General features: G+C 72.4%; 22 protein-coding genes and 1 pseudogene. 10 read left to right on the top strand and 13 right to left on the bottom strand.

From position 1 onward, the window contains the following. From AB0J12_RS25550 to AB0J12_RS25535, 4 genes are all read right to left on the bottom strand, one after another. Positions 1-1473: an MFS transporter gene (locus AB0J12_RS25550; protein ID WP_363266714.1), complete on the bottom strand. Its 1473-nt coding sequence runs from the start codon at positions 1471-1473 to the stop codon at positions 1-3. A gap of 167 nt (positions 1474-1640) precedes the next feature. Further along, positions 1641-2861 carry an FAD-dependent monooxygenase gene (locus AB0J12_RS25545; RefSeq protein WP_363266713.1) on the bottom strand — a complete coding sequence of 407 codons (1221 nt, stop codon included), beginning with the start codon at positions 2859-2861 and terminating at the stop codon, positions 1641-1643. 118 nt (positions 2862-2979) lie between these two features. Beyond that, positions 2980-3690, bottom strand: a complete 711-nt coding sequence (locus AB0J12_RS25540) for a ribonuclease H (protein ID WP_363266712.1) — start codon at positions 3688-3690, stop codon at positions 2980-2982. Positions 3691-3750: 60 nt separating this feature from the next. Next, positions 3751-4551, bottom strand: coding sequence for a VOC family protein (locus AB0J12_RS25535; protein WP_363266710.1), 801 nt, complete (start codon positions 4549-4551; stop codon positions 3751-3753). Positions 4552-4954: 403 nt separating this feature from the next. On the opposite strand from AB0J12_RS25535, the gene AB0J12_RS25530 reads away from it, so the two are divergent. Genes AB0J12_RS25530 through AB0J12_RS25520 form a run of 3 tightly spaced genes read left to right on the top strand, consistent with a single transcriptional unit; the run spans position 4955 to position 8395 of the window. Next, on the top strand, positions 4955-6391 hold the full coding sequence (locus AB0J12_RS25530) for a family 2B encapsulin nanocompartment shell protein (protein WP_363266708.1): 1437 nt from the start codon (positions 4955-4957) through the stop codon (positions 6389-6391). A gap of 14 nt (positions 6392-6405) precedes the next feature. Next, the gene (locus AB0J12_RS25525) at positions 6406-7467 is read left to right on the top strand and encodes a family 2 encapsulin nanocompartment cargo protein terpene cyclase (RefSeq protein WP_363266707.1); all 1062 of its coding nucleotides are present in this window, start codon (positions 6406-6408) and stop codon (positions 7465-7467) included. Between the two features lie 49 nt (positions 7468-7516). Next, a complete protein-coding gene (locus AB0J12_RS25520; RefSeq protein ID WP_363266706.1) occupies positions 7517-8395 on the top strand; it encodes a geranyl diphosphate 2-C-methyltransferase in 879 nt (292 codons plus the stop codon). Positions 8396-8440: 45 nt separating this feature from the next. Here AB0J12_RS25520 and AB0J12_RS25515 read toward each other — a convergent pair whose 3' ends face one another. Beyond that, positions 8441-8926: a VOC family protein gene (locus tag AB0J12_RS25515; protein ID WP_363266705.1), complete on the bottom strand. Its 486-nt coding sequence runs from the start codon at positions 8924-8926 to the stop codon at positions 8441-8443. Positions 8927-9062: 136 nt separating this feature from the next. Here AB0J12_RS25515 and AB0J12_RS25510 point away from each other — a divergent pair, with 136 nt between their 5' ends. The 3 genes and pseudogenes from AB0J12_RS25510 (at position 9063) to AB0J12_RS25500 (ending at position 11340) form a co-directional block, all read left to right on the top strand. Beyond that, positions 9063-10265, top strand: coding sequence for an epoxide hydrolase family protein (locus AB0J12_RS25510; protein ID WP_363266704.1), 1203 nt, complete (start codon positions 9063-9065; stop codon positions 10263-10265). 111 nt (positions 10266-10376) lie between these two features. Then, positions 10377-10735 (top strand): annotated as a pseudogene (locus AB0J12_RS25505) (ATP-dependent Clp protease proteolytic subunit). A gap of 2 nt (positions 10736-10737) precedes the next feature. After that, a complete protein-coding gene (locus AB0J12_RS25500; protein ID WP_363266799.1) occupies positions 10738-11340 on the top strand; it encodes an ATP-dependent Clp protease proteolytic subunit in 603 nt (200 codons plus the stop codon). A 15-nt stretch (positions 11341-11355) separates the two neighbouring features. On the opposite strand, the gene AB0J12_RS25495 is transcribed toward AB0J12_RS25500, so the two are convergent. Then, positions 11356-11763, bottom strand: coding sequence for a helix-turn-helix transcriptional regulator (locus AB0J12_RS25495; RefSeq protein WP_363266703.1), 408 nt, complete (start codon positions 11761-11763; stop codon positions 11356-11358). 189 nt (positions 11764-11952) lie between these two features. Between AB0J12_RS25495 and AB0J12_RS25490 the strand changes: the two genes are divergently transcribed. Next, positions 11953-12840 (top strand): RNA polymerase sigma factor SigF, encoded by an 888-nt coding sequence (locus tag AB0J12_RS25490; protein ID WP_363266702.1) that lies wholly within the window; start codon positions 11953-11955, stop codon positions 12838-12840. 54 nt (positions 12841-12894) lie between these two features. Here the strand turns inward: AB0J12_RS25490 and AB0J12_RS25485 are convergent, their stop codons facing one another. Together AB0J12_RS25485 and AB0J12_RS25480 are read right to left on the bottom strand one after the other, a co-directional pair. Further along, positions 12895-13350: an ATP-binding protein gene (locus AB0J12_RS25485; RefSeq protein WP_363266701.1), complete on the bottom strand. Its 456-nt coding sequence runs from the start codon at positions 13348-13350 to the stop codon at positions 12895-12897. A gap of 119 nt (positions 13351-13469) precedes the next feature. Continuing rightward, complete coding sequence (locus AB0J12_RS25480; protein WP_363266700.1) at positions 13470-14660, bottom strand: DUF6777 domain-containing protein; 1191 nt, start codon at positions 14658-14660, stop codon at positions 13470-13472. 161 nt (positions 14661-14821) lie between these two features. Between AB0J12_RS25480 and AB0J12_RS25475 the strand changes: the two genes are divergently transcribed. Beyond that, entirely contained in the window at positions 14822-16084 is a 1263-nt protein-coding gene (locus AB0J12_RS25475) for a streptophobe family protein (RefSeq protein WP_363266699.1), read from the top strand. Here AB0J12_RS25475 and AB0J12_RS25470 read toward each other — a convergent pair. The 4 genes from AB0J12_RS25470 to AB0J12_RS25455 all read right to left on the bottom strand — a co-directional run bounded on the left by AB0J12_RS25470 (position 16081) and on the right by AB0J12_RS25455 (position 20545). Beyond that, entirely contained in the window at positions 16081-17082 is a 1002-nt protein-coding gene (locus AB0J12_RS25470; RefSeq protein ID WP_363266698.1) for a serine/threonine-protein kinase, read from the bottom strand. The two genes, AB0J12_RS25475 and AB0J12_RS25470, sit on opposite strands and share 4 nt — an antisense overlap. Beyond that, positions 17072-17662 (bottom strand): hypothetical protein, encoded by a 591-nt coding sequence (locus tag AB0J12_RS25465; RefSeq protein WP_363266697.1) that lies wholly within the window; start codon positions 17660-17662, stop codon positions 17072-17074. The genes AB0J12_RS25470 and AB0J12_RS25465 overlap by 11 nt, the downstream gene beginning before the upstream one ends. A 57-nt stretch (positions 17663-17719) precedes the next feature. Further along, positions 17720-20059, bottom strand: a complete 2340-nt coding sequence (locus AB0J12_RS25460) for an FHA domain-containing protein (RefSeq protein WP_363266696.1) — start codon at positions 20057-20059, stop codon at positions 17720-17722. A 75-nt stretch (positions 20060-20134) separates the two neighbouring features. Then, on the bottom strand, positions 20135-20545 hold the full coding sequence (locus AB0J12_RS25455; protein WP_363266695.1) for a hypothetical protein: 411 nt from the start codon (positions 20543-20545) through the stop codon (positions 20135-20137). Between the two features lie 309 nt (positions 20546-20854). On the opposite strand from AB0J12_RS25455, the gene AB0J12_RS25450 reads away from it, so the two are divergent. Both AB0J12_RS25450 and AB0J12_RS25445 read left to right on the top strand, forming a co-directional pair. Beyond that, on the top strand, positions 20855-21232 hold the full coding sequence (locus tag AB0J12_RS25450; protein ID WP_363266694.1) for a nuclear transport factor 2 family protein: 378 nt from the start codon (positions 20855-20857) through the stop codon (positions 21230-21232). 70 nt (positions 21233-21302) lie between these two features. After that, complete coding sequence (locus AB0J12_RS25445) at positions 21303-21590, top strand: DUF1905 domain-containing protein (protein WP_363266693.1); 288 nt, start codon at positions 21303-21305, stop codon at positions 21588-21590. A 47-nt stretch (positions 21591-21637) separates the two neighbouring features. Here AB0J12_RS25445 and mgrA read toward each other — a convergent pair whose 3' ends face one another. Further along, positions 21638-22630, bottom strand: coding sequence for an L-glyceraldehyde 3-phosphate reductase (gene mgrA, locus AB0J12_RS25440; protein WP_363266692.1), 993 nt, complete (start codon positions 22628-22630; stop codon positions 21638-21640). Positions 22631-22646: the final 16 nt, after the last annotated feature.

Genomic DNA, 22646 nt, shown 5'->3' with positions numbered 1-22646 from the left:
TCATGTTCCCGCCGGCGTCTGGTCCCGGTCGGACCGGTTCTCGCCTCGGGCTCCGCGGGTCGCACCGGACGCCGCCTCGCCCGGAATGGACAGGGCAGCCGCGCAGGCCACCAGGGCCACGGCGCCGGCCATCGCGAACGCGAGCAGATAGCCGTGCAGGGCGGGCACCGGCGTGCCGGCGACCGGGCTGCTGTGGTGGACGAGGACGGCGGCGACGGCGGCGCTGGAGACGGCCTGGCCGATCGTGCGCATCAGGACGTTGACGCCGTTGGCGGAGGCGGTCTGCCCGGCCGGCACGGCACGCAGGATCAGCGTCGGCAGCGCCGAGTAGGCGAGGGTGGTGCCCGTCGCCACGACCGTCGCCCCGAGGATGATCATCCACAGGTCCCGGCTGTCGACGATGCGCACCGCGTAGCCGCAGGCGATCACGGCGGCGCCGAGGGCGAGCGTGATGCGGGGGCCGCGCGCGGCGGAGATGCGGGCCGAGACCGGGGACAGCAGCAGCATGGTCACGCCGCCGGGCAGCAGGCACAGGCCGGTGGCGACGATCGACAGCTGCAGCCCGTATCCGGTGGCCTTGGGCGCCTGCACCAGCTGGGCGGTGACCAGGGAGTTGGCGTAGAAGGCGAAGCCGGTGAGCAGGGCGGCCACGTGGGACAGGCCCACCCGCGGGCGCACGGCGAGCCGCAGGTCGACCAGCGGCCGCGGGCTGCGCAGTTGGTGCCACCACCACAGGGCGAGGACGACGAGGGCCCCGGCGAACAGCCCGGTGATCCGCGGGCTGCCCCAGCCCCACTGCCCGCCCTGGGACACGCCGAGCAGCAGGCAGACCAGGCCGGCGGCCAGCCCGAGCGCGCCGAGGGCGTCGAACCGGCCCGGCTCGCGCACCGGCGATTCCTTCACCGCCCACCACACCGCCGCGACGCCCGTCGCACCGAGGGCGCTGGTCAGCCAGAACATGGTGTGCCAGTCGGCGTACTGGATGACGAGGGCGGCCAGCGGAAGTCCGAGCGCGGCCCCGATGCCGACGGTGGAGCTCATCAGTGCGACCGCGGAGCCGCGGCGCTCGGGCGGCAGTTCGTCGCGCAGGATGCTGATGGACAGCGGGACGACGGAGGCGGCGGCGCCCTGCAGGGCGCGGGCGGAGATCAGCACGGTGATGTCGGAGGACAGCGCGCACATCACCGAGCCGACGGTCATCAGCGCGAGGGCCGCCGTCAGCACGCGCCGCTTGCCGTACATGTCGCCGGCCCGCCCGAGCACCGGGGTGAGGACGGCGCCGGACAGCAGGGTCGCCGTCACCGTCCAGGACACCGCGCCGGGCGAGGAGCCGGTCAACCGGGGCAGGTCGGGCAGCAGCGGCACGACCACGGTCTGCATGACGGCCATGAGGATGCCGCCGAAGGCGAGCACGGGGATGGTGAGCCGGTCCCGCAGACCGTTCGGCCGGGATATCGGTACGGGCGACGCCATGAGCACTCCAGCGGCCGGGGACGGGCCAGGGGACCACGAGGGTGAATTCCCATTCACCCTAGCCGGTGAATGGGAATTCACCCTCTTTCTTTCCCGAGACTTTCCGCTGACCGCCGGCGGCGTCGCTCCGGGATTTCCCGGTCCGCGGGGGGCCTGCTCAGGTGCCCTCAGTCCGCCGGGCGCCGTGCGGCGAGCTCCCGTGCGTGCACGCTCCGCGCGAGCCTCGGGCCGAGCCAGCGCTTGAGGCGGCGCAGCGCGTCGAGCTGACCGGCCGCCTTGTCGAGGCGGTAGTACAGCTGGGGCGGGACGTAGGGCAGCAGCGGCGAGTGGCGCTGGCCGAGCAGGGCGAACATCTGCTCCGGCGGCAGCTGAAGATAGCGGGGCAGGTCCTCGTACCACCGGGCGCTGTAACGGGCCGCGCTCTGCGCCGGCAGCAGGGCGGTCGTACGCGCGCGTTCGTAGGCGGCGAGCGCCTGCGGCAGGGCCGCGTGCTCGCGCAGGGCCCCGGCGAGGGCGATGGCGTCCTCCAGGGCGAGGGTGGTGCCCGCGCCGATGGAGTAGTGGGTGGTGTGCGCGGCGTCGCCGATCAGGACGAGGTTGCCGCGGTACCAGGTGCGGTTGGTGAGAGTGCGGAACCTCGCCCAGGGGCTGCCGCCGTCGCCCGCGGGACGTCCGACGAGGGGGTGGCCGTCCAGGATGTGCGCGAAGAGCTTCTCCAGCAGGGCGAGCCGGTCGGGTTCGCCGCGCCGGTCGAGACCGAGGCCGGTGAAGGTCTCGGGCGCGCACTCGATGACGCACGTGCTGTGACCGGGGCCGTAGGGGTAGCCGTAGCACCAGATCCAGCCGTGCGCGGTCTCGACGAAGGCGAAGGTGAAGGAGTCGAAGACGCGGGTCGTGCCGAGCCAGACGTAGCGGTTGCGGCCCGGCGTGAGCTGGGCCCCGAAGTGGCCGGCGTGGCGGCTGCGCAGGGCGCTGTGGACACCGTCGGCCGCCACGACGAGGTCGGCCCCGGGCAGGTCGTCGGCGCGGACCTCGGATTCGAACTCCAGCCGTACGCCGAGGTCGCGGGCGCGGTCGGCGAGGATCTGCAGGAGCCGGTGGCGGCCGATGCCGTGGCCCTCGTCGCCGGGCTGGCGGGTCAGGTCGCCGCGCACATGGGCGACGCCCTCGTTCCAGCGCATGGAGCCGGCCTCGACGGCGCACGCCGACTCGGGGTCGTGCGCGTGGAGCTGGTCGAGCAGTCCCCGCCAGTAGGTGACGCCCCAGCCGTAGGTGGAGCCTTCCGGGTTGCGCTCGTGGACGGTGATGTCGTGGGCGGGGTCCTGCCGCTTGAGCAGGATCGACAGATACAGCCCGGCGGGCCCGCCGCCGATGCAGGCGACCTTCACGCGCACCTCTTGAGTTACCCGACGCGGTCGTTCGACAGCGCAGAGTAGCAGTCGAGGGGGTCCGTTTTACGCCCGCTCGCCTCTCCGGCGCGTGAGCCGGCGGCCGATGGGTGGGCCGTCAGCCCGCGGCCGCTTCGCGGCACTCGGGGTGGCCCCAGCCCTGGGCGTTCTTCGCGATCTGCTCGCCGGCCGCGTAGGCACGGCCGCAGACACAGCGGCCGGGGAATTTGGCCTTGATCGTGCGGGACGACGACGAGGCCTTGCCCGCCCGGGCGGGCTTGGCTCCGCCGGTGCGCCGGCGCGGTCCGCCGGTGGACGGCGTGTCCGGCGCGGGCGGCGGCTCCGGCGAGCCGAGGGCGCTGCCCGCGGCCTCCTGCACGGTCGCGGCCTGGCTCGCCGCCCGGTCGGCGAAGTCATTGAGCGGGTCGCCGTCGACCTGGTGCGCGGGCACGTAGCGGAACTCGACCTCACGGCCGGCCAGCAGCTCGTCGATCCGCACGACCAGTTCCTGGTTGGCGACGGGCTTGCCGGCCGCGGTCTTCCAGCCGTTGCGCTTCCAGCCGGGCAGCCAGGTGGTGACGGCCTTCATGGCGTACTGGGAGTCCATGCGGACCTCCAGCGGCACGCCCGGGTCGGTGGCGGCGAGCAGCCGCTCCAGCGCGGTCAGTTCGGCGACGTTGTTGGTGGCCCGCCCGAGCGGCCCCGCCTCCCAGCGGGCCGGGACCTCCGCGTCGTCGGCCACCACCCAGGCCCAGGCCGCCGGTCCGGGGTTCCCCTTCGACGCCCCGTCGCAGGCCGCCACCACTCGTTCACGCATGCGCCCGATCATGCCATGCACCGCCCGGCGGTTTCCCCGCGGCCGACCCCCGTCGTGTGGATCAGGCAGGACCTAGGAGACGTCCGCGGTCTGCGGCATCTCGCCTGCCGTGGTGGTGATGTCGATCACCGAGAAGGCGGCTCCCTGCGGGTCGGTCAGCGCGGCGAAGCGTCCGAAGGGGCTGTCCATCGGGCCGAAGCGCAGCACTCCGCCGCGCTTGGTCGCCTTCTCGACGGCCTCGTCGCAGTGGGGCACCGTGAAGTAGACGTTGACGTAGGACGGGATCTCGGGCGGGAACTCCTCGCCCATCTTCATCCGGCCGAGGACGGTGTCCTCCCCGACGTCGAACATGCGGAAGTCGACCGCGTCGTCCTGCAGCTGCTTGGCCTTGTAGGGGAAGACGGCCGAAAGGAACGCGTCGGTCCTGTCCGGGTCCCGGGTGAAGACCTCCGCCCAGCAGTAGGCGCCGGGCTGCTGCGGCGCCGCCTCGAAGCCCTCGTGCGTACCGCCCTGCCAGACGCCGAACACGGCGCCGCCGGGCTCGCGCGCGAGCACCATCGTGCCGAAGTCGCCGACCCGCATCGGTTCCAGCAGCACCTCGCCGCCGTGCTCGCGGACCTTCGCGGCGGTCGCGGCGGCGTCCGGCGAGGCGAGGTACAGGCACCATGCGGACTGGCCCTCCTGCCCCGGCATCGGCGGGACGACGGCGGCGACGGCCTTGCCGTCGGCGTACGCCTGGGTGTAGTTGCCGTACTCCGACGACGCCTCGCCGAAGGTCCAGCCGAGAACGTCGCCGTAGAAGCTCTTGGCTGCCTCCACGTCGGAGAACATCGCGTCGGCCCAGCAGGGGGTTCCCTCAGGTGGAACGGCCATGATCGCGGCCCTCTTCCCGTTCGATGGAGTTTGTCACGGTTTCTCACGCTAGCCACCCCCCGCCCCCGACGCGCGCCGAACGCGCGGCTCCGGCACGAACCGGTGCAGGAGCACCTGCGACGGCCGGGAGCACACCGGGGCCGCCGGGACGACGATGCGCGCGGCCGGTCCGACCGTGCCGCCGTACTGGTGAACGGCCTGTTCCGAGCGCCGCCCTCCGGCGCGCACGGCCCGGTATCGCGCGCCGTCCGCCTCAAAGTGACGTTTACGCCTCCCCTGGGCGAAACCGCCCCTTTCACGCCGTACCGGTGCGCGCGCCCCACCTGTTCCCTGGAAGCTGCGCAGGCAACGCCGGTCCCCCACGACCGCACGGCACCACGCAGTTCATCTCCCGGGAGGGAAGTTGTCCGTACCGGAAAGCACCACCGGTTCCGCCACCGACGAAGCCGCCCCCGCCGCCGACGGTCACCTCACCAGTCTCGGTACGCAGGCCGCGCGCCAGCTCACCACCACCACCAAGACCGCACCGCAGATGCAGGCCATCAGCTCCCGGTGGCTGCTGCGGATGCTGCCCTGGGTCGACGTCAAGGGCGGCGCATACCGGGTGAACCGGCGGCTCCAGTTGCGCGTCGGCCGGGGCCGGGTGCAGTTCGAGCAGAACGGCGCCGACGACATCCGGGTCGTCCCCGAGACGCTCACCGAACTGCCGGTGCTGCGCGGCTACGCCGACATCGACGTGCTGAAGGAGGTCGCCTCCCGCTTCCAGGTCCGCGAAGTGCGCGCCGGCCAGGTGCTGTTCGAGGCCGGCCAGCCGGTCACGGAGACCTGTCTGATCGCCCACGGCCGCTTCACCCGCTTCGTCACCGGCAAGTACGGCGAGGAGGAGGCCGTCGGGGTCGTCACCGACGGGGCCGGGCTCGGCGACGAGGCCGTCGGGCGCGCCGACCCGCTGTGGCTGACCTCGGTGCGGGCGGAGACCGCGGGGACCGTGCTGGTGCTGCCCTGGGACACCCTGACCGCCTTCATGGACCGCGCTCCCTCCCTCGCCGCTCATCTGGCGGCCTACGCCGAGCGCCGGAACCGGCCGATGAACCGCAAGGGCGAGGCCGACGTCCCCGTGCGGGCCGGTCACACCGGCGAACCCACCCTGTCGGGCGGCTTCGTCGACTACGAACCGGCCCCGCGCGAGTACGAGTTGTCGCTCACGCAGACCGTACTGCGGGTGCACACCCGGGTCGCCGACCTCTACAACGACCCGATGGACCAGACCGAGCAGCAACTGCGGCTCACCGTCGAGGAGATCCGCGAACGGCAGGAATGGGAGCTGGTCAACAACCGGGAGTTCGGCCTGCTGCACAACGCCGACTACAGCCAGCGGGTGAGCACCTTCACCGGTCCGCCGACCCCGGACGACATGGACGAGCTGCTGTCGATGCGGCGCAGGACGAAGCTGTTCCTCGCCCATCCGAAGGCGATCGCGGCGTTCTTCCGGCAGTGCAACCGGCGCGGTCTGGTCCCGGGCACGGCGAACGTCGAGGGGCACGAGATTCCCGCCTGGCGCGGGGTGCCGATCTTCCCGTGCAACAAGATCCCGGTCACCGAGCAGCACACCAGCAGCATCATCGCGCTGCGCACCGGCGAGAAGGACCAGGGCGTCGTCGGCCTGTACCAGACGGGCATCCCGGAGGAGTACCAGCCCGGTCTGAACGTGCGGTTCATGGGCATCGACGCCGCCGCGATCGTCAGCTACCTGGTGACCGCCTACTACTCGATGGCCATCCTCGTCCCCGACGCGGCCGGAATCCTGGAGAACGTCCAGATCGGCCGGACGGCCGACTGACCGCGGAGGACGCGATGAGCACAACCCCGGACACCGCGGCCACCTCTTTCGTCCCGCCCGGGCCACCGAACCTCGCCCGGTCCGTGCGCACCCGGCGCGGCGGGCCGGTCCCCGGGCTGAAGCACCGGCCCGTGCCGCCCGCCGACCCGGAGAAGGTGCGGGATGTGGACCGCCGGCTGGAGGCCTGGGCGCGCCGCCTGGAACTGTTCCCGCCGGCCTGGAAAGGAGACTTCGCCGGATTCCAGTTCGGGCGTGCGGTGGTGCTGCAGCATCCCCGCGCCGCCGACCTGGAGCGCCTGACGGTCGCCGGGAAGCTGCTGCTGGCGGAGAACCTGGTCGACTCCTGCTACTGCGAGGAGGACGAGGGCCGGGGCGCCTCCCGCAGCCGGCTCGGCGGCCGGCTGATCCTCGCCCAGTCGGCCCTCGACCCGTTCCACGGCACCCCGGCGACCGAGGAGCAGTGGCGGCGCGGCCTGGAGGCCGACGGGCCGCTGCGCTCCTACCACGCGGCGCTGAAGGACTACGCCGCCCTGGCCACGCCCAGCCAGACCGACCGGTTCGTGCACGACATCGCCCGGCTGCACCTGGGCTACCTCGCCGAGGCCTCCTGGGCCGGTACCCGGCACCGGCCGAAGGTGTGGGAGTACCTGGTCATGCGGCAGTTCAACAACTTCCGGCCCTGTCTGTCGATCGTCGACGCGGTGGACGGCTACGAACTGCCCGCGCAGTTCCACGCCCGCCCCGAGGTCCAGCGGATCACGGCGCTGGCCTGCAACGCCACCACCCTCGTCAACGACCTGTACTCCTTCAGCAAGGAACTGGCCGCCGACCCCACCCATCTCAACCTGCCGCAGGTGATCGCCGCGAACGAGCGGTGCGGGCTGAAGGCCGCCTATCTGAAGGCCGTGGAGATCCACAACGAGATCATGACGGCGTTCGAGGAGGAGTCCGCCCTGCTGTCGGCCGCCGGTCCGCTCGTGGAGCGCTACGCCCAGGGCCTGGCCGACTGGGTCGCCGGCAACCACGAGTGGCACGCCACCAACACCCACCGCTACTCCCTGCCCCACTACTGGTAACGCCCGCACCGCCGACCTCGGGTCAGGCGCATCACGAGGAGTCATTCCGTTGACCACTGCACCCGACACCGGCACCGTTTCCGCTCCGGTGCCGACCCAGTCGACGTACCAGAACCGCGTGGCGGACTACTGGAACGCCGAACAGAATCCGGTCAACCTCGAACTCGGACGGATCGACGATCTCTACCACCACCACTACGGCGTCGGCGCGGCCGACTTCTCGGTGCTCGACGAGGCCGACCCGGTCCGCCGCCGGGAGAGGGTCACCGCCGAACTGCACCGCCTGGAACACGCCCAGGCCGAGCTTCTCGCCTCCCACCTGGGCCCGCTCACCCCCGCCGACCGGGTCTTCGACGCGGGCTGCGGGCGCGGCGGCGGCAGTGTCGTGGCGCATCTGCTCCACGGCTGCCACGCCGACGGGGTGACCATCTCCGCGAAGCAGGCCGAGTTCGCGAACGCGCAGGCCCGCAAGCGGGGCATCGACGGCAAGGTGCGCTACCACCACCGCAACATGCTCGACACCGGCCTGCCGACCGGGGCGTACGCGGCCTCCTGGAACAACGAGTCCACGATGTACGTCGAACTGGACCTGCTGTTCGCGGAGCATGCGCGGCTGCTGCGCCGCGGCGGACGGTACGTGGTGATCACCGGCTGCTACAACGACACCTACGGGCAGGCCTCGCGCGAGGTGTCCCTGATCAACGCCCACTACATCTGCGACATCCACCCGAGGTCGCAGTACTTCCGTGCGATGGCCCGCAGCCGGCTGGTGCCGGTGCACGTCGCGGACCTGACGCAGGCGGCGATCCCCTACTGGGAGCTGCGCCGGCAGGCGGAGCACCTGGTGACGGGCATCGAGGACACCTTCCTCGACGCCTACCGCAACGGCAGCTTCCAGTACCTGCTGATCGCCGCCGACCGGGTGTGAGCCGGGATGGGGGCGTCGGCCCCGCGAAGCGGCGCCCCCGCCGCCTCACTCCTGCCCGGCGTAGGCCCTCTCCAGCGCGGCCTTGTCGAGCTTGCCCATGGCCATCATGGCCCTCATCGTGCGGGCTGCCTTCTCCTGGTCCGGGTCGCTGATCATGTCGATCAGTCCGTTCGGGATGACCTGCCAGGACACCCCGTACCTGTCCTTCAGCCAGCCGCAGGGCCCGGGCTCGCCGCCGTTCTCGGTGAGCTTGGTCCAGTAGTGGTCGACCTCCTCCTGGCTGTCGCAGTAGATCTGGAAGGAGATCGCCTCGCTGAACGTGAACTGCGGACCGCCGTTGAGGGCGACGAACTTCTGGCCGTTGGCCGTGAAGTCGACGGCGATCACCGAACCGGCGGGGCCCGGTCCGGCCTCGGTGTAGCGGCCGATCCGGCCGATGCTGGAGTCCTTGAAGACCGACACGTAGTAGTGAGCGGCCTCCTCGGCCTGGCCGTCGAACCAGAGACACGTGGTGAATCCGTCGGTGGTCATGCGACACCTCCTGAAGGCGCCAAGCGGCGCGTAACGCGGTCACCAGTGTCGACCGGCCAGGGCGGCGAAACTCATCGGCCACGCGCTGCCGATAATCCGTACGGCCCCTTCGCCGAGGTCACCTAGCATCCCGGCCATGACGTCACCTTCCGCTGACACCGGCATCCGTCCCTTCCGTCTCGACATCCCGCAGAGTGACCTCGACGACCTCCACGACCGCCTCGACCGGACCCGCTGGCCCGACCAGCTGCCGGGCGCCGGCTGGGCGTACGGGGTGCCCGTCGGCTATCTGCGCGACCTCGTCCGCTACTGGCGGCACACTTACGACTGGCGGGCCGCGGAAGCGCGGCTGAACCGGTGGCCGCAGTTCACCACCACCCTCGACGGGCAGCACGTGCACTTCGCGCACGTCCGCTCCCCCGAGCCGGACGCCACCCCGCTGATCCTCACGCACGGCTGGCCCGGCTCCGTCGTGGAGTTCTGGGACGTCGTCGGACCGCTGGCGGACCCGGCCGCGTACGGCGGCGACCCGGCCGACGCCTTCCATGTCGTCGTACCGAGCATCCCGGGGTTCGGGCTGTCCGGGCCGACCACCGAACCGGGCTGGGAGGCGGGCCGGGTCGCGGACGCGTGGGCGGAGCTGATGACCCGGCTCGGCTACGAGCGGTTCGGCGTGCAGGGCGGTGACTGGGGGGCGGCGGTCTCCCGGGAGCTGGGCCGCGCCCACCCCGGCCGGGTCGTCGGCGTCCATCTCAATCTGCTGCCGGGCGCGCAGCAGCTCACCGAGCCCACGGCGCAGGAGCTCGCGGCGCTGAGTCCGGCCCAGCGGGAGGAGGCGCTGCGGTCCTGGCGCAGCTGGGAGGAGTGGTTCCGCGAGGGCAGCGGCTACGCGGCGGTGCAGGCCACGAAGCCGCAGACCCTGGCCTACGCGCTGACGGACTCGCCGGTCGGGCAACTCGCCTGGGTCGTCGAGAAGTTCCGGGAGTGGACGGACTGCGAGGAGCTGCCGGAGGAGGCCGTGGACCGGGACCGGCTGCTGACGAACGTGATGCTGTACTGGCTGACGCGGACCGCCGGCTCGTCCGCGCGGATCTACTACGAGCGCGCCCACACCACCTGCCGGGCCGCCGCCCCGCAGGAGCCGTCCACCGTGCCCACCGCGCTCGCGCTGTTTCCGAAGGAGATCCAGATCCCGCTGCGGCACCGGGCGGAGCGCACCGAGAACCTGGTGCGCTGGACCACGTTCGACCGCGGCGGCCACTTCGCGGCGATGGAGGAGCCGGACCTGCTGGTCGGTGACGTGCGGGCGTTCTTCCGGCAGCTGCGCGCAAAAGGCTGACGGCGGGCTTAAGCCGGGGGCGAATCTGCCGCGGGCAGAGAAATCTCCTCGGACCGCGCGGCCGGGCCGACAGTGGAGTCGAATCCGATCCCCGACCCGACGGGAGCTCCCATGACTCCACTCACCGCCCTCGCGCCCCGCGCCGAGGAGGGCGACACCCCGCCGACCCGCTTCGACGACCAGCTCGCCGCCCAGCTGCTCGGACAGCGGATCGTGCTGCTGGGCACCCAGGTCGACGAGGTCTCCGCCAACCGGGTCTGCGCGCAACTGCTGATCCTGTCGGCGGAGGACCCGCGCACCGACATCAGCCTGTTCATCAACTCCCCCGGCGGCTCGGTGCACGCCGGACTCGCGACCGGGACCGCTGGTTCACGGCCGAGCAGGCCAGGGAGTACGGCATGGTCGACCGGGTCGTGGAGTCCTTCGCGGACGTGCTCCCGGCCGCCTCCAGGCGACGGATGGGGCTGTGAGCATGGGCACGTACACGATTCCGAACGTCATCGAGCGCACCCCGCAGGGCGAGCGGTCCTTCGACGTCTTCAGCCGGCTGCTGAACGAGCGGGTCATCTTCCTCGGTACCGAGATCGACGACGGCGTGGCCAATGTCGTCATCGCGCAGCTGCTCCACCTGGAGTCGGCGGCCCCCGAGCAGGAGATCGCGATCTACCTCAACTCCCCCGGGGGTTCGTTCACTTCGCTGATGGCGATCTACGACACGATGACGTTCGTGCAGGCGCCGATCTCCACGTTCTGCGTCGGCCAGGCGGCCTCCACGGCGGCCGTGCTGCTGGCGGGCGGGGACCCGGGGCGGAGGTTCGTGCTGGAGCACGCGCGCGTGCTGCTCGGCCAGCCCGCCTCCGGGGGCCGGCAGGGCACGGTGTCCGATCTGGCCCTGCAGGCCCAGGAGATGGTGCGCATCCGCTCCCAGGTGGAGGAGGTGCTGGCCCGGCACACGCACCACGACATCGCCACGCTGCGCGCGGACATGGACCGGGACAAGGTGTTCACCGCGCCCGAAGCGGTCGCCTACGGGCTGGCGGACCAGGTGCTCAGCAAGCGCCGCGCCGGACGGTGAGCAGCCGGCCCCCGCTCAGGCGGCCAGGCACAGGCCGCCCCGCGGTGCCGCGTGCGTGGTCGTCCTGCGGCCGTGCTGTGCCGTACGGGCGCTGAGGCGGACGAGTTCCGTCTGGGCGCGTGCCAGCAGGTCGCCGAGGCTCAGGCCGAGGGCGTGGGCGGCGGCCGCGAGGACCTCCGAGGAGGCCTCCTTGCGGCCCCGTTCCACCTCCGACAGATACGGCATGGAGATCCGGGCGCTGTCGGCGACGTCCTTGAGGGTGCGCTCCTGGGCCTGGCGTTCGCGGCGCAGCACATCGCCGACCAGGTCCCGCCACAGGGGTTCCTTCGCGGCGGGGCGGCGCTCCGGGCGGGCGGCCGGGGGGCGCAGCGGGATGACTCGGGCTTCGTTCCCACGGGCTTCGTTCGGTGTCTGAGTGCTCACCTGCCCAGCCTAGAAGCCGTGTTGGCGAGGGGAAGGCTTCCGAGTTCCGCCCTGGGTGAAGCCGCCCCTCCCCGCTCGACGAGGGTTTTCGACCGCTCTCGCAGACCGGGAGGCATGCCCTGGGCGAGTCCGGGTAGGCGGAGGGGCAGCGCGAAACGTCGCACCGTACATCCGTGGGAGGGAAAGCCGATGTCCACCGCCGTGATCCGGTCGGAGGCACAGGTCGCCGCGAAGGCTGCCGGAACCAGCACGGGCGAGAGCCCGCTGCCGGGAGTCGAGGACCCGCGGACGATCGCCCCGCGGGACGCGCGGCAGCTGTCCCGCCAGTTCTTCCGACGCCTGGCGGAACTCGAGGAGGGCACGCACGAGTACCAGTACGCCCGCAACACCCTCATCGAGATGAACATGTCCCTCGTGCGCTTCGCGGCCGGCCGCTTCCGCGGGCGCGGGGACGACATGGAGGACATCGTCCAGACCGGCATGATCGGCCTGATCAAGGCGATCGACCGGTTCGAGCTGGCGCGTGAGGTCGAGTTCACCTCGTTCGCACTGCCGTACATCGTCGGTGAGATCAAGCGGTTCTTCCGCGACACGACCTGGGCCGTGCACGTGCCGCGGCGGCTGCAGGAGCTGCGCGTCGAACTGGCCAAGGCCCGCGACGAGCTGGCGAGCCGGCTGGACCGGGAGCCGACGGTCGCCGAGCTGGCGACGCTGATGAACATCTCCGAGAAGGAGGTCGTGGAGGCCCAGATCGCCGCCAACGGCTACAACTCCTCCTCGCTGGACGCCGCCCTCACCGGCGACGGCCCGGAGCACGGCGAGGCCGTGCTCGCCGACTTCATCGGTGTGGAGGAGGACGGGCTGCGGCTCGTGGAGGACTTCCAGTCGCTGGCCCCGCTGATGGCCGAACTGGGCGAACGCGACCGTCAGATCCTGCACATGCGGTTCGTCGAGGAGGCCACACAGGCGGAGATCGGCGAACGGCTCGGCTGCTCGCAGATGCACGTCTCGCGGCTGATCAAGCGGATCATCCTGCGGCTGCGTGAGGGCATGCTGGGTGAGCTGGGCTGCGCCTGAGCGGGGCGGCCGGGAGCGGGCCGGCGGCACCTTCCGGGAGGGTGCTCGGCCCGCTCACTGCTGGTGCAGACGCACCAGGGCACTCACCCGCTTGCCGACGGGGACACGTTCGGCGACGACCTGCGCCGACAGTGCGTGAACGATTTCCAGACCATGCCGGCCGACCCGCTCGGGATCGCGCGGGAAACGCATCGGCAGAGCGGCACTGCTGTCGTAGACGGACACCGTGACCGTGGCGTCCGTGCCCTCGAGCTCCAGGATGTAGGGGCCGTTGCTGTGCCGTTCGGCGTTGGTGACGAGCTCGCTGACGACGAGCAGCAGGGCTTCCTCGGCGCGGCCGCCGATCTGCGCGCACCACTCGGTGCGCAACTGCTCGACGAACTGCGCGGTGAAGCCGCGCGCCTCGGCGATGCTTCCGGGCTCGCCGGTGTAGTGGGTGGCCCGCCTCAGGGCCTCCACGGGTACGTCGAAACCCGTCGCTATCACTTCCCCGCCCAAGTGCTCGGTCATGCGTGTCTCTCTAGGAAGCCGGTACGGCCGGATGCTGCTGCATCTGTGCTCGTACCCCGAGTCTCGCCGCGCACTCCCCGCCCGGGCCGCCGCACCGAGCGGTTTCGGTCACACGCGATTCAGCCCGACTGGGGCGACTCGCCGGGCAGCGATCCGGGGGCGGGCGGCTCGGAGGAGGGCGGCTGCGAGGCCGGCGGCGAGAAGCCGGGCGGCGCGGAACCGGACGACGGGGAAGCGGGCGGCTCGGCGGACGTCGGTGGTGCCGTTCCCGGCGACGTCCCGGACGAGGGCGCGCTGGAGGTGACCGGCACCGGGTGGGTGGGACCTACGGAGGTGGACACGCTCGCGGAGGGGGTCGGTGAGGCGGGCGGGTGCGTCTTGCGGTCGTGGCCGCCGTCGTCGCCGCGGTGCCGGGCGATCCAGGTGTGGTGGTCGGGGTCGTAGAGCACGAAGACGGTGATGACCCGGGTGCTGGGGGCGACCGCGACCACGTCGGAGGAGCGGTACGACGGCCAGGAGTCGCCGGTGCGGGTGACGGCGCCCTGCTGGGCGACGGGTGGGGTGAGCGGGTTGCCGCAGGCGCAGCGCACGCTCGGTGACCCGTGGCCGTCGACGAGGACGGCGGTACCGGCCTGGAGGACGGCCTGGTAGGTGGTGGCGGCGCCGTCGCGGTAGCCGTGGTTGGTGACGCGGGTGTCCATGCGCAGCTGTACGGGCGTCAGGGAGCGCAGGTAGGCGGGCACCTGGTCGGCGCGGACGCCGGCGACGGCGGCGAAGGCCCGGTTCTTCTCCGGTGCCGCCGTCAGATAGCGGATCTGGCGTTCGACGTCGCAGCTGGAGACCTCGCGGGTGCCGCCGTACAGGCCGGGTGCCGAGCCGTCGACGCCGCGGACCGCGTTCACGGGGGCCGACGCGGTGTCGGGGGCGGCGGAGACCGGCGGCGCCGAGCTGTCCGTGGCGGTGGACGGCGTGAACGCGTCCGGGCCGGTCTTCCCGGCGGCCTGCAGGAACACCTCGCCGCTGCCGCCCGAGCCGCCGGACCCGCCGCCGGAGCTGCCGAGGACGACGGCGACGACCACCGCCGCGACGACCACCGCGGTGAGGACGGCGACGCGGGGAGCGGACTTCCACCAGGGGCGGCGCGGTTCGGGCGCACCGGACGCGCCGCCGGTGGGCTGCGCGGGAGGCCCGGAGGGCGGCCCGCCGTGGCCCCCGGGCCCGGAGAGCGGGCCGGAGGGAGGTCCGGTCGGCCGGCCGGCGGAGTCCGGCGGTCCGGTGGGGCGGCCCGAGGAGGGCGGTTCGACGCTCACATGCTCCTCTTCCCTCGTGGGTCATTTGCGGCATCTCCTCTGCTGAATGCCGCTTTTGTCCACACCGTCCTTATTCTGGTCCGGGTTCCGGCGGGGCCGCGAGCCGGCGCGGACGGCTCTCCCGGCGCGCGCCCGGAGCGTGCCCTGCATAGCGTGGCGGTGTGAGCCCGCGAACCACATCCGCCCCTGCCGTCGCACGGCACGGCTGGATTCAGGCCCTGGCCACGGTGTTGTCGGGTCTCGTCGCCATGGGAGTGACGGCGGCGCTCGGGCTGTGGGCGGCCGGCGCGGCGGACCTGCCGGACGGCGGGTTCTGGCGGGTGGTGGCGGCGACCGTCGTCACGGCCGTCGGCGGCTCGGTGGAGGTGACCGGCAGCGCCGGCTCGCTCGCCGACACCGGGGCCGGTGTGACGGTGATGCCTCTCTCGGTGACCCTGGTCGGCGCGCTGGTGGTCGCCGGGGGTTTCTTGCGGCCGCTGCGCCACCGCGCGGTGGCGGGCGGCACCGAGCTGGCGGGCTGGGCGGGACGGATCGCACTGCTGTGGCTGCTCGGCGTGATCGGGCTGGCCTTCGCCGCCCGGCACACGTTCGCGATCCCACTGGGCAACGACACGCTCAGCGATCTGGGCGAGATCTTCGGCATCGAACCCAAGATCGGTTTCACCACGGACGCACCCCTGACCGTGCTGTTCGGTCTGCTGTGGCTGGCCGGCGTGCTGGCACTGGCCCTGCTGGTGGCCCGCGGGGCGCCGCTGCCGCCGCGCGTCGTGCGGTTCGCGGACTCGGTGCGCCCGGCGGCGTACGCGATGGTCGTGCTGCTGCTGGCCTGCGTCGTGGTGGGTGTGGTCGTCGCCCTGATCGTCGCGGCGTCTCGTGGCCATGCGGCGGAGACGTTCGCCGTGATCCTGCTCGGGCTGCCCAACGTGGTCTGGCTGGCGTTCACCCTCGGTCTGGGTGCCACCTGGCACGGCCGGGTGGACGGGCCGTTCGGGCTGCCGATGCCGCACCTGCTGGACGAGGTGCTGCGCACGCCGGACGTCTCCACGCTGAACCTGCACACCCTCACCGAGCACGACAGCAAGGCCTGGTGGCTGCTGGTCGCGGCCGCCGTACTGGTGCTCGGTGCGGCGTTCGTGATGGCGGTGCGCTCCCCCGCCCGGGTCCGGCTCTGGCAGCACGCGGTGCACCTGGCGATCGCGCTCGCCCTGACGGTGCTGATGATCTGCCTGGTCGGCCGGATTTCCGCCCACTACGGCCTGTCCCTGATGGGCATCGGCGACCTCGGCGGGGGTCTGTCCGGCCGACTGTTCCTGCGGCCCGAGGTGTGGACGGCGGTGGGCTGGGCCCTGCTGTGGGGCCTGGCCGCGGGCTTCCTCGGCGCCCTTTCGGCCGCCCGGGTGCGCCGCCGCGGGCCCCGCCCCTAGGGGGCGTCCCGCCGTGTTCGGAAGACGGGCCGTGCCCAGCGCGGCGGCGCCTTCGGGCCACCCCGGCCGGGCGGTACGACGCTGAGGTCCACCTGCGTCGGCGGGTGGCCGCCAGCTGTGCCTCCCGCAGCCGCGGCGCGCAGGTCGGTGACGAAGGCGAGGCAGGTGGGGTGGCGCTCGTCGGGGCTCTTGGCCAGGGCCCGCGCGAACACCGCGTCGACGGCGGCGGGCAGATCGGGGCGGGCCTCGGTGAGCGGAGGCGGGTCGTCGTACTGGTGGGCCCACAGCAGGGCCATGTCGTCGTCGCGGCGGAACGGCGGGCGGCCGGCGAGGGACTCGTGGACGACGCAGGCGAAGGCGTAGACGTCGCAGCGGCCGTCGACCGGGCGGCCGGAGATCTGCTCCGGGGCGACGTAGTCCAGGGTGCCGACGAACTGGCCGACGGTGGTGAAACCGGTCAGGGACAGCGACTTCTTGGTCAGGCCGAAGTCGGTGAGGTACGCGTGTTCGGGGTGGTCGCTGTCGGTGCCGCGGGCGACGAGGATGTTGCCGGGTTTCACGTCCCGGTGGACCAGCCCGTGCTCGTGCGCGGCGTCGAGCGCGGAGGCCACCTGGGTGGCGATGCGGACGGCGGTCGCGAGCGGCAGCGGGCCCTGCCGGTCGAGAAGGTGGCGCAGGTCGCTGCCGGCGACATAACGCATGGCGATGTACAGCACGCCGTCGGTCTCGCCCGCTTCGAAGACCGGCACGATGTGCGGGTGGTCGATCGCGGCGGCCACCCGCGACTCGTGCACGAAACGCCCCCGGAAGGTGTCGTTGCGGGCCAGTTCCGGCGCGAGCAGCTTCAGCGCGACGGTGCGCTCCAGGCGCAGGTCGTGGGCGCGGTAGACGACGGCCATGCCGCCGCGGCCGATCTCCTGCTCGATGCGGTAGCCCGCGATCTGCCGGCCGATCAGGTCGGCGGGGCGGCCGGAGAACAGACTGGTGTCACGGCTCATCGGGTCTCACCACGCGGGTGGGGGCGTAGGTGGGCGCCCGGTCGGCCCGTTGTCCGTCGTCGGCGCCGTCGGCGGGGGGCCGGTCCACCCGGGGTTCCCCCTCGACGGCGTAGGTGCTCAGCCGGGTCCCGTCCGCGTACAGCCACCGCTCGTGCGCGGCGTCGAACAGCCATACGTCCTCGCCGTCGACGACGACTCCGATCCGCGTGCCGTGCGTGCGCCGGTGGAAGGTCTCGCCGTCCAGGGTGCCGGCCGCAAGGTCCTCGACGGCGCCGCGGTAGCGCGCGAGAGCCGCCTCGGCGCCGGCGAGCAGGGGGCGCGGGTCGGCCGTCGCTGCGGCGGGTCCGCCGGATCGCGGCGGGTCCTGGGGCACGGCCAGGAGGAGGCGGCCGTCGACCCAGGCGGACCAGCCGTTGGAGCACAGCACATGGGCCCAGTCACCGCGCCGCTCCACCAGCTGCACGGGCAGCAGCGCGTCCAGAGGGACCGTCGGGCGGCCCGGGTCGGGGGCCTCCCAGGCCGGCGTGCCGTCCTGGGGGACGACGTGGGTGGCCGCGAAGCCGGGTACCGGCGCGGTCATGGGTGCCTGCTTCCGCACGGCGGTTCGGGTGCCTGGGCGCGCATCACGTCCGGGTGCCTACTTCCGCATCACGACGGGTTCGTGGCGGCGCAGCAGCCGGGCCACGGCCCAGCCGAAGAGCACCGACAGCACGAGCAGCATGGCGATGTCGAGCAGCCACACGCCCGCCGCGTGCCTGAACAGCGGGTCGGACGTCACCCCGCCGGGCACGATCCGGGCGAGCCCGACCGTGCCGGCCATGGCGCCGAGCGCCCACCTCGAGGGCACCAGCCAGGCCAGCTGCTCCAGGCCGGGCACGCCGTGCAGCTTGAGCAGGGCGCCGCAGAACACCACCTGGACGATGGCCAGCAGCACCAGCAGCGGCATGGTGACCTCTTCCTTGCGCACCAGCGCCGACACCAGCAGCCCGAGCATCATCGCGGTGAACGCCAGCAGCGCGACGGCCACCGTGATCTCCACGAGCGGCGGCAGCAGCACGCCCTTGCCCCCGGGCGCGTTCAGGTCGACGCCGAGCAGGGCCACCAGGGTCAGCACGATCGCCTGAAGGATCGTCACCGTGCCGAGGACCACGACCTTGGACATCAGGTACGCCGATCTGGACAGGCCGACGGCTCTCTCCCGCTGGTAGATCACCCGCTCCTTGACGAGTTCGCGCACGGCGTTGGCCGCGCCGGTCAGGACGCCGCCGACGCACAGGATGAGCAGCGCGTTCATCGCGGTGTCCCGGGTGAGGTGGCTGCCGGCGAGGGCGCGTGCCATGGCACCCATGACGAACGGCAGCGCGACCATGATGGCGAGGAAGGTGCGGTCGGCGCCGAGCGCTGTCGTGTAGCGGCGGATCAGGGTGCCGAGCTGCGCGCCCCAGCTGCGCGGCGCGGACGGCCGCTCCATGATCACCGGGCCTTCGCGGGGCACGCGCGGCTGCGCTCCGGCGTCGGCGACATGGCGCCGGTGCTGCGGCGAGGTGCGGTACTGGCCCGCCCAGTCGCGGTCCTGGTCGCGTTCGAAGGCCTCAAACGCCTCCGGCCACTGCTCGTAACCGAAGAAGGCCAGCGCCTCCTCGGGCGGCCCGTAGTAGGCGACCTTGCCGCCGGGCGCGAGCACCAGCAGCCGGTCGCAGACGTCGAGGCTGAGCACACTGTGGGTGACGACGATGACGGTGCGGCCGTCGTCGGCGAGGCCGCGCAGCATGTGCATCACCGAGCGGTCCATGCCGGGGTCGAGTCCGGAGGTCGGCTCGTCGAGGAAGAGCAGCGACGGCTTGGTCAGCAGTTCCAGTGCCACGCTGACGCGTTTGCGCTGGCCGCCGGAGAGGCTGTGCACGGGCTGTCCGGCGCGCTGTTCGAGGCCCAGCTCGCGGATCACCTCCTCGACGCGCGCACGGCGCTCGGCCTTGACGGTGTCCTGCGGGAAGCGCAGTTCGGCGGCGTAGGACAGGGCGGCGTGGACGGTGAGCTGGGGGTGCAGGATGTCGTCCTGCGGCACGAGACCGATGCGCTGGCGCAGCTCGGCGTAGTCCCGGTAGAGATCGCGTCCGTCATACAGGACGGTGCCGTGGTCGGCGGGGCGCTGTCCGGTCAGCGCGCCCAGGAGGGTGGACTTTCCGGCGCCGCTCGGGCCGACGACGGCGAGCAGGCACTTCTGGCCGACGGGGAAGGAGACGTGGTCCAGCAGCGTCTTGCGGCCCCGGTCGACGGCGACCGTGAGGTCCTGTACGTCGAGGGAGACCTCGCCGGTGTCGACGTACTCCTGCAGCTGGTCGCCGACCAGGCTGAAAGCGGAGTGGCCGATGCCGACGATGTCACCCCGTCCGATCGGGGCCACGTCGATCGGGCGGCCGTTGAGGAACGTGCCGTTGTGGCTGCCGAGGTCGGCGATCTCGTACGCGCCGTCCGGCAGCCGGCGCAGTTCGGCGTGGCGGCGGGAGACGACCAGGTCGTCGACGACGAGGTCGTTGTCGGCGGCGCGGCCGATGCGCACGGTGTGCGTGGGCAGCGGCCGCACGGTGGTGGGCCGGCGGAAGCTGCCGGTCAGGGCGGGCATCGACACCCCGGAGGGCCGCTCGGGGGTGCGCGCGGGCGGGCCGACCAGGACGACGCACGGGCCGTCGGAGGGGTTGCCGAACCGGATGACGCTGCCGGGGCCGACACCCCCCTGGTGGACGCGCCGTCCGTCGGCCCAGGTGCCGTTGGTGCTGTGGTCGTCCTGGAGCGTCCAGTGGTCGGCGTCGGGGTGCAGCACCGCGTGGTGCCAGGAGACGCGGGCGTCGTCGAGGACGATGTCGCACAGGGGGTCGCGGCCGACGTGGTAGTCACGGCCGGGGGTCATCACCGTGGTACCCGAGTCGGTCTCCAGCACGAGTTCGGGTGCGGTCGGGACGGCAGGGCGCTCCGCCATGCCCAAGATTCTACCGATGAGGACCCTTGTGCGCCGTTCGAGTGAGGAAGCCCGGAAGCCCGGACGGCGAGCAGGTCAGGCGACCGGGGCCACCAGAACCGGGGCGGCTCGCTGCATGCGCAGCGCGTCGACCGACTCGGCGAGCAGTTCGTACTCGGTGGTGTCGTCGCTGGCGGCGATGCGCACGAGCCGTCCGGCGGCCAGCGCGTCGGCCACCTGCTCCTGCCGGGTCACGTCCGCGCACCAGGCCCGCAGCACGGCGGGGACGTCGGGCACGGTGTCGGCGACCGGCACCAGGGCGCTCGGCGGGAACGCGGCGCTCTCCGGACGCGGATCCAGCCGTTCGGCGATCCAGGACGCCCGGTCGCGCAGCCACCACAGGGCGAGCGCCAGTGTGGGCGCCCGGTAGGTGCCGAGCGGTACCCCGATGCGGCGGCCGTCGCAGACGCCGTACGCCGTGACATGGCACAGGAATTCGTCGTGCACCGTCCCACTCCCCCGTCGGTCGCTCGCGCGCCGGGCCTCGCTTTCGGTGCGGCTCGTAGGCGGTGCACTACCGCCCGTGTTCGAGTATGTTCACGGCTGAATCACTGTCACCATGACTTTCCGGCCACTCTCCTGGCATATTCACCGCTCCCGTTGGCCGAAACCCTCTGCTCCGTCTCCGAGGTCCCCTTACCTCCCTGGTAATCGACCCCCTTGCCGGGCTCGGGCACGGTGGTGTCACCGGATCGCACCGATGCCCGGTCCGGGATCGGCGACATCGCCGTACGACCTCGTGAAGGGTGATTCACCATGTCCGTGCCCACCGACCGTTACGACTCCGCCGTCGCCCGCTACTTCGAGGCCTGGAACGCCCCCGACGCCGAGGCGCGCGCCAAGGCGGTCGCCGCCGCGTGGACGACCGACGGCAGCTACACCGATCCCCTGGCCGACGTCCGCGGCCACGACGCGATCGCCGCGCTCATCGCCGGTGCCCGCGAGCAGTTCCCGGGGTTCGCCTTCCGGCTCACCGGCGCGGTGGACGGACACCACGACACCGCCCGCTTCTCCTGGGAGCTGGTCGCCGAGGGGGACGGTCCGGCGCCGGTGGCCGGCTCCGACGTGGTGACCCTGGACGGCGAGGGACGCATCCGCTCCGTGCTCGGCTTCCTGGACCGGGTGCCGGCCTGAGCGGGACGCCGATGAGTTCTCCGGCGGTCGGCGGTCTGCCCATCAGGACGACCGACCGCCGGAGGATGTCATGACGACCCACATCGCCGTGGACGCGGAGTTCACCGCCGTGCTGCGCAAGAGCCCGGGCAAAGGCGGCTGGACCTATGTGGTCTGGCCCGCATCCGTCGGCTTCTTCGGCACCCGCGGACTGGTCAAGGTCCGCGGCACCGTCGACGGCCACCCCTTCGAGAGCTCCTTCATGGCGCTCGGGGACGGCACCCACAAGCTCCCCGTCAAGGCCGGCGTCCGCCGGGCCATCGGCAAGGAGGAGGGCGACGCGGTGACCGTGCGGCTCACCGAACGGCTCGGCCGCTGAACAGTCGCCTCAGCCGCCTGCGCAGCCTTCTCGCCGGCGGCTCGGGCTCAGCCTTTGATCACCGCGTCGATGCGGGCCAGCTCCTCGGCGTCGAAGCCGAGGTTGCCGATGGCGGCGACGCTGTCACGCAGCTGCTCCGGGCTGCTCGCACCGACGAGCGCGGAGGTGACCCGGCCGCCGCGCAGCACCCACGCCAGCGCCATCTGGGCCAGCGACTGACCGCGGGACTTCGCGATGCCGTCCAGCTCCCGCAGCGTCGCGACCAGGTCGGCGGTCAGCGCGTCGCGCTGCAGGAAGGGGCTGTCGCTCGCCGCGCGCGAGCCCTCCGGGATGCCGTCCAGGTACCGGGCGGTGAGCAGGCCCTGGTCCAGCGGCGAGTAGGCGATGGAGCCGACCTGCAGCTCGTCGAGGGTGTCCAGCAGACCGCTGTCCTCGGGCCGGCGGTCCAGCATCGAATAGCGCGGCTGGTGGATCAGCAGCGGGGTGCCGAGGTCACCGAGGATGCGGGCCGCCTCCCGGGTCTGCTCGGGCGAGTAGTTGGAGACGCCGACGTACAGAGCCTTGCCCTGCTGGACCGCCGAGTGCAGCGCGCCCATCGTCTCCTGAAGCGGAGTGTCCGGGTCGGGGCGGTGCGAGTAGAAGATGTCGACGTACTCCAGGCCCATCCGCTTCAGGCTCTGGTCCAGGGAGGACAGCACGTACTTGCGCGAACCCCACTCGCCGTACGGGCCGGGCCACATCAGATAGCCGGCCTTGGTGGAGATCACCAGCTCGTCACGGTAGGCGGCGAAGTCGTCCTTCAGCGCCTCGCCCAGGGCCAGCTCGGCGGCGCCGGGCGGCGGGCCGTAGTTGTTGGCCAGGTCGAAGTGGGTGACGCCCAGGTCGAAGGCGGTGCGCAGGATGGCCCGCTGGGTCTCGACGGGGCGGTCGGGGCCGAAGTTGTGCCACAGTCCGAGCGACAGCGCCGGCAGCTTCAGGCCGCTGCGTCCGGTGCGCCGGTAGGGCATGTCCGCGTAGCGGTCGGGGTGTGCGGTGTACAACGCGACTCCATGAGGG

Source organism: Streptomyces sp. NPDC049915, from assembly GCF_040656475.1.
Classification (GTDB): domain Bacteria; phylum Actinomycetota; class Actinomycetes; order Streptomycetales; family Streptomycetaceae; genus Streptomyces.
This window is presented reverse-complemented; position numbering and strand designations above follow the sequence as displayed.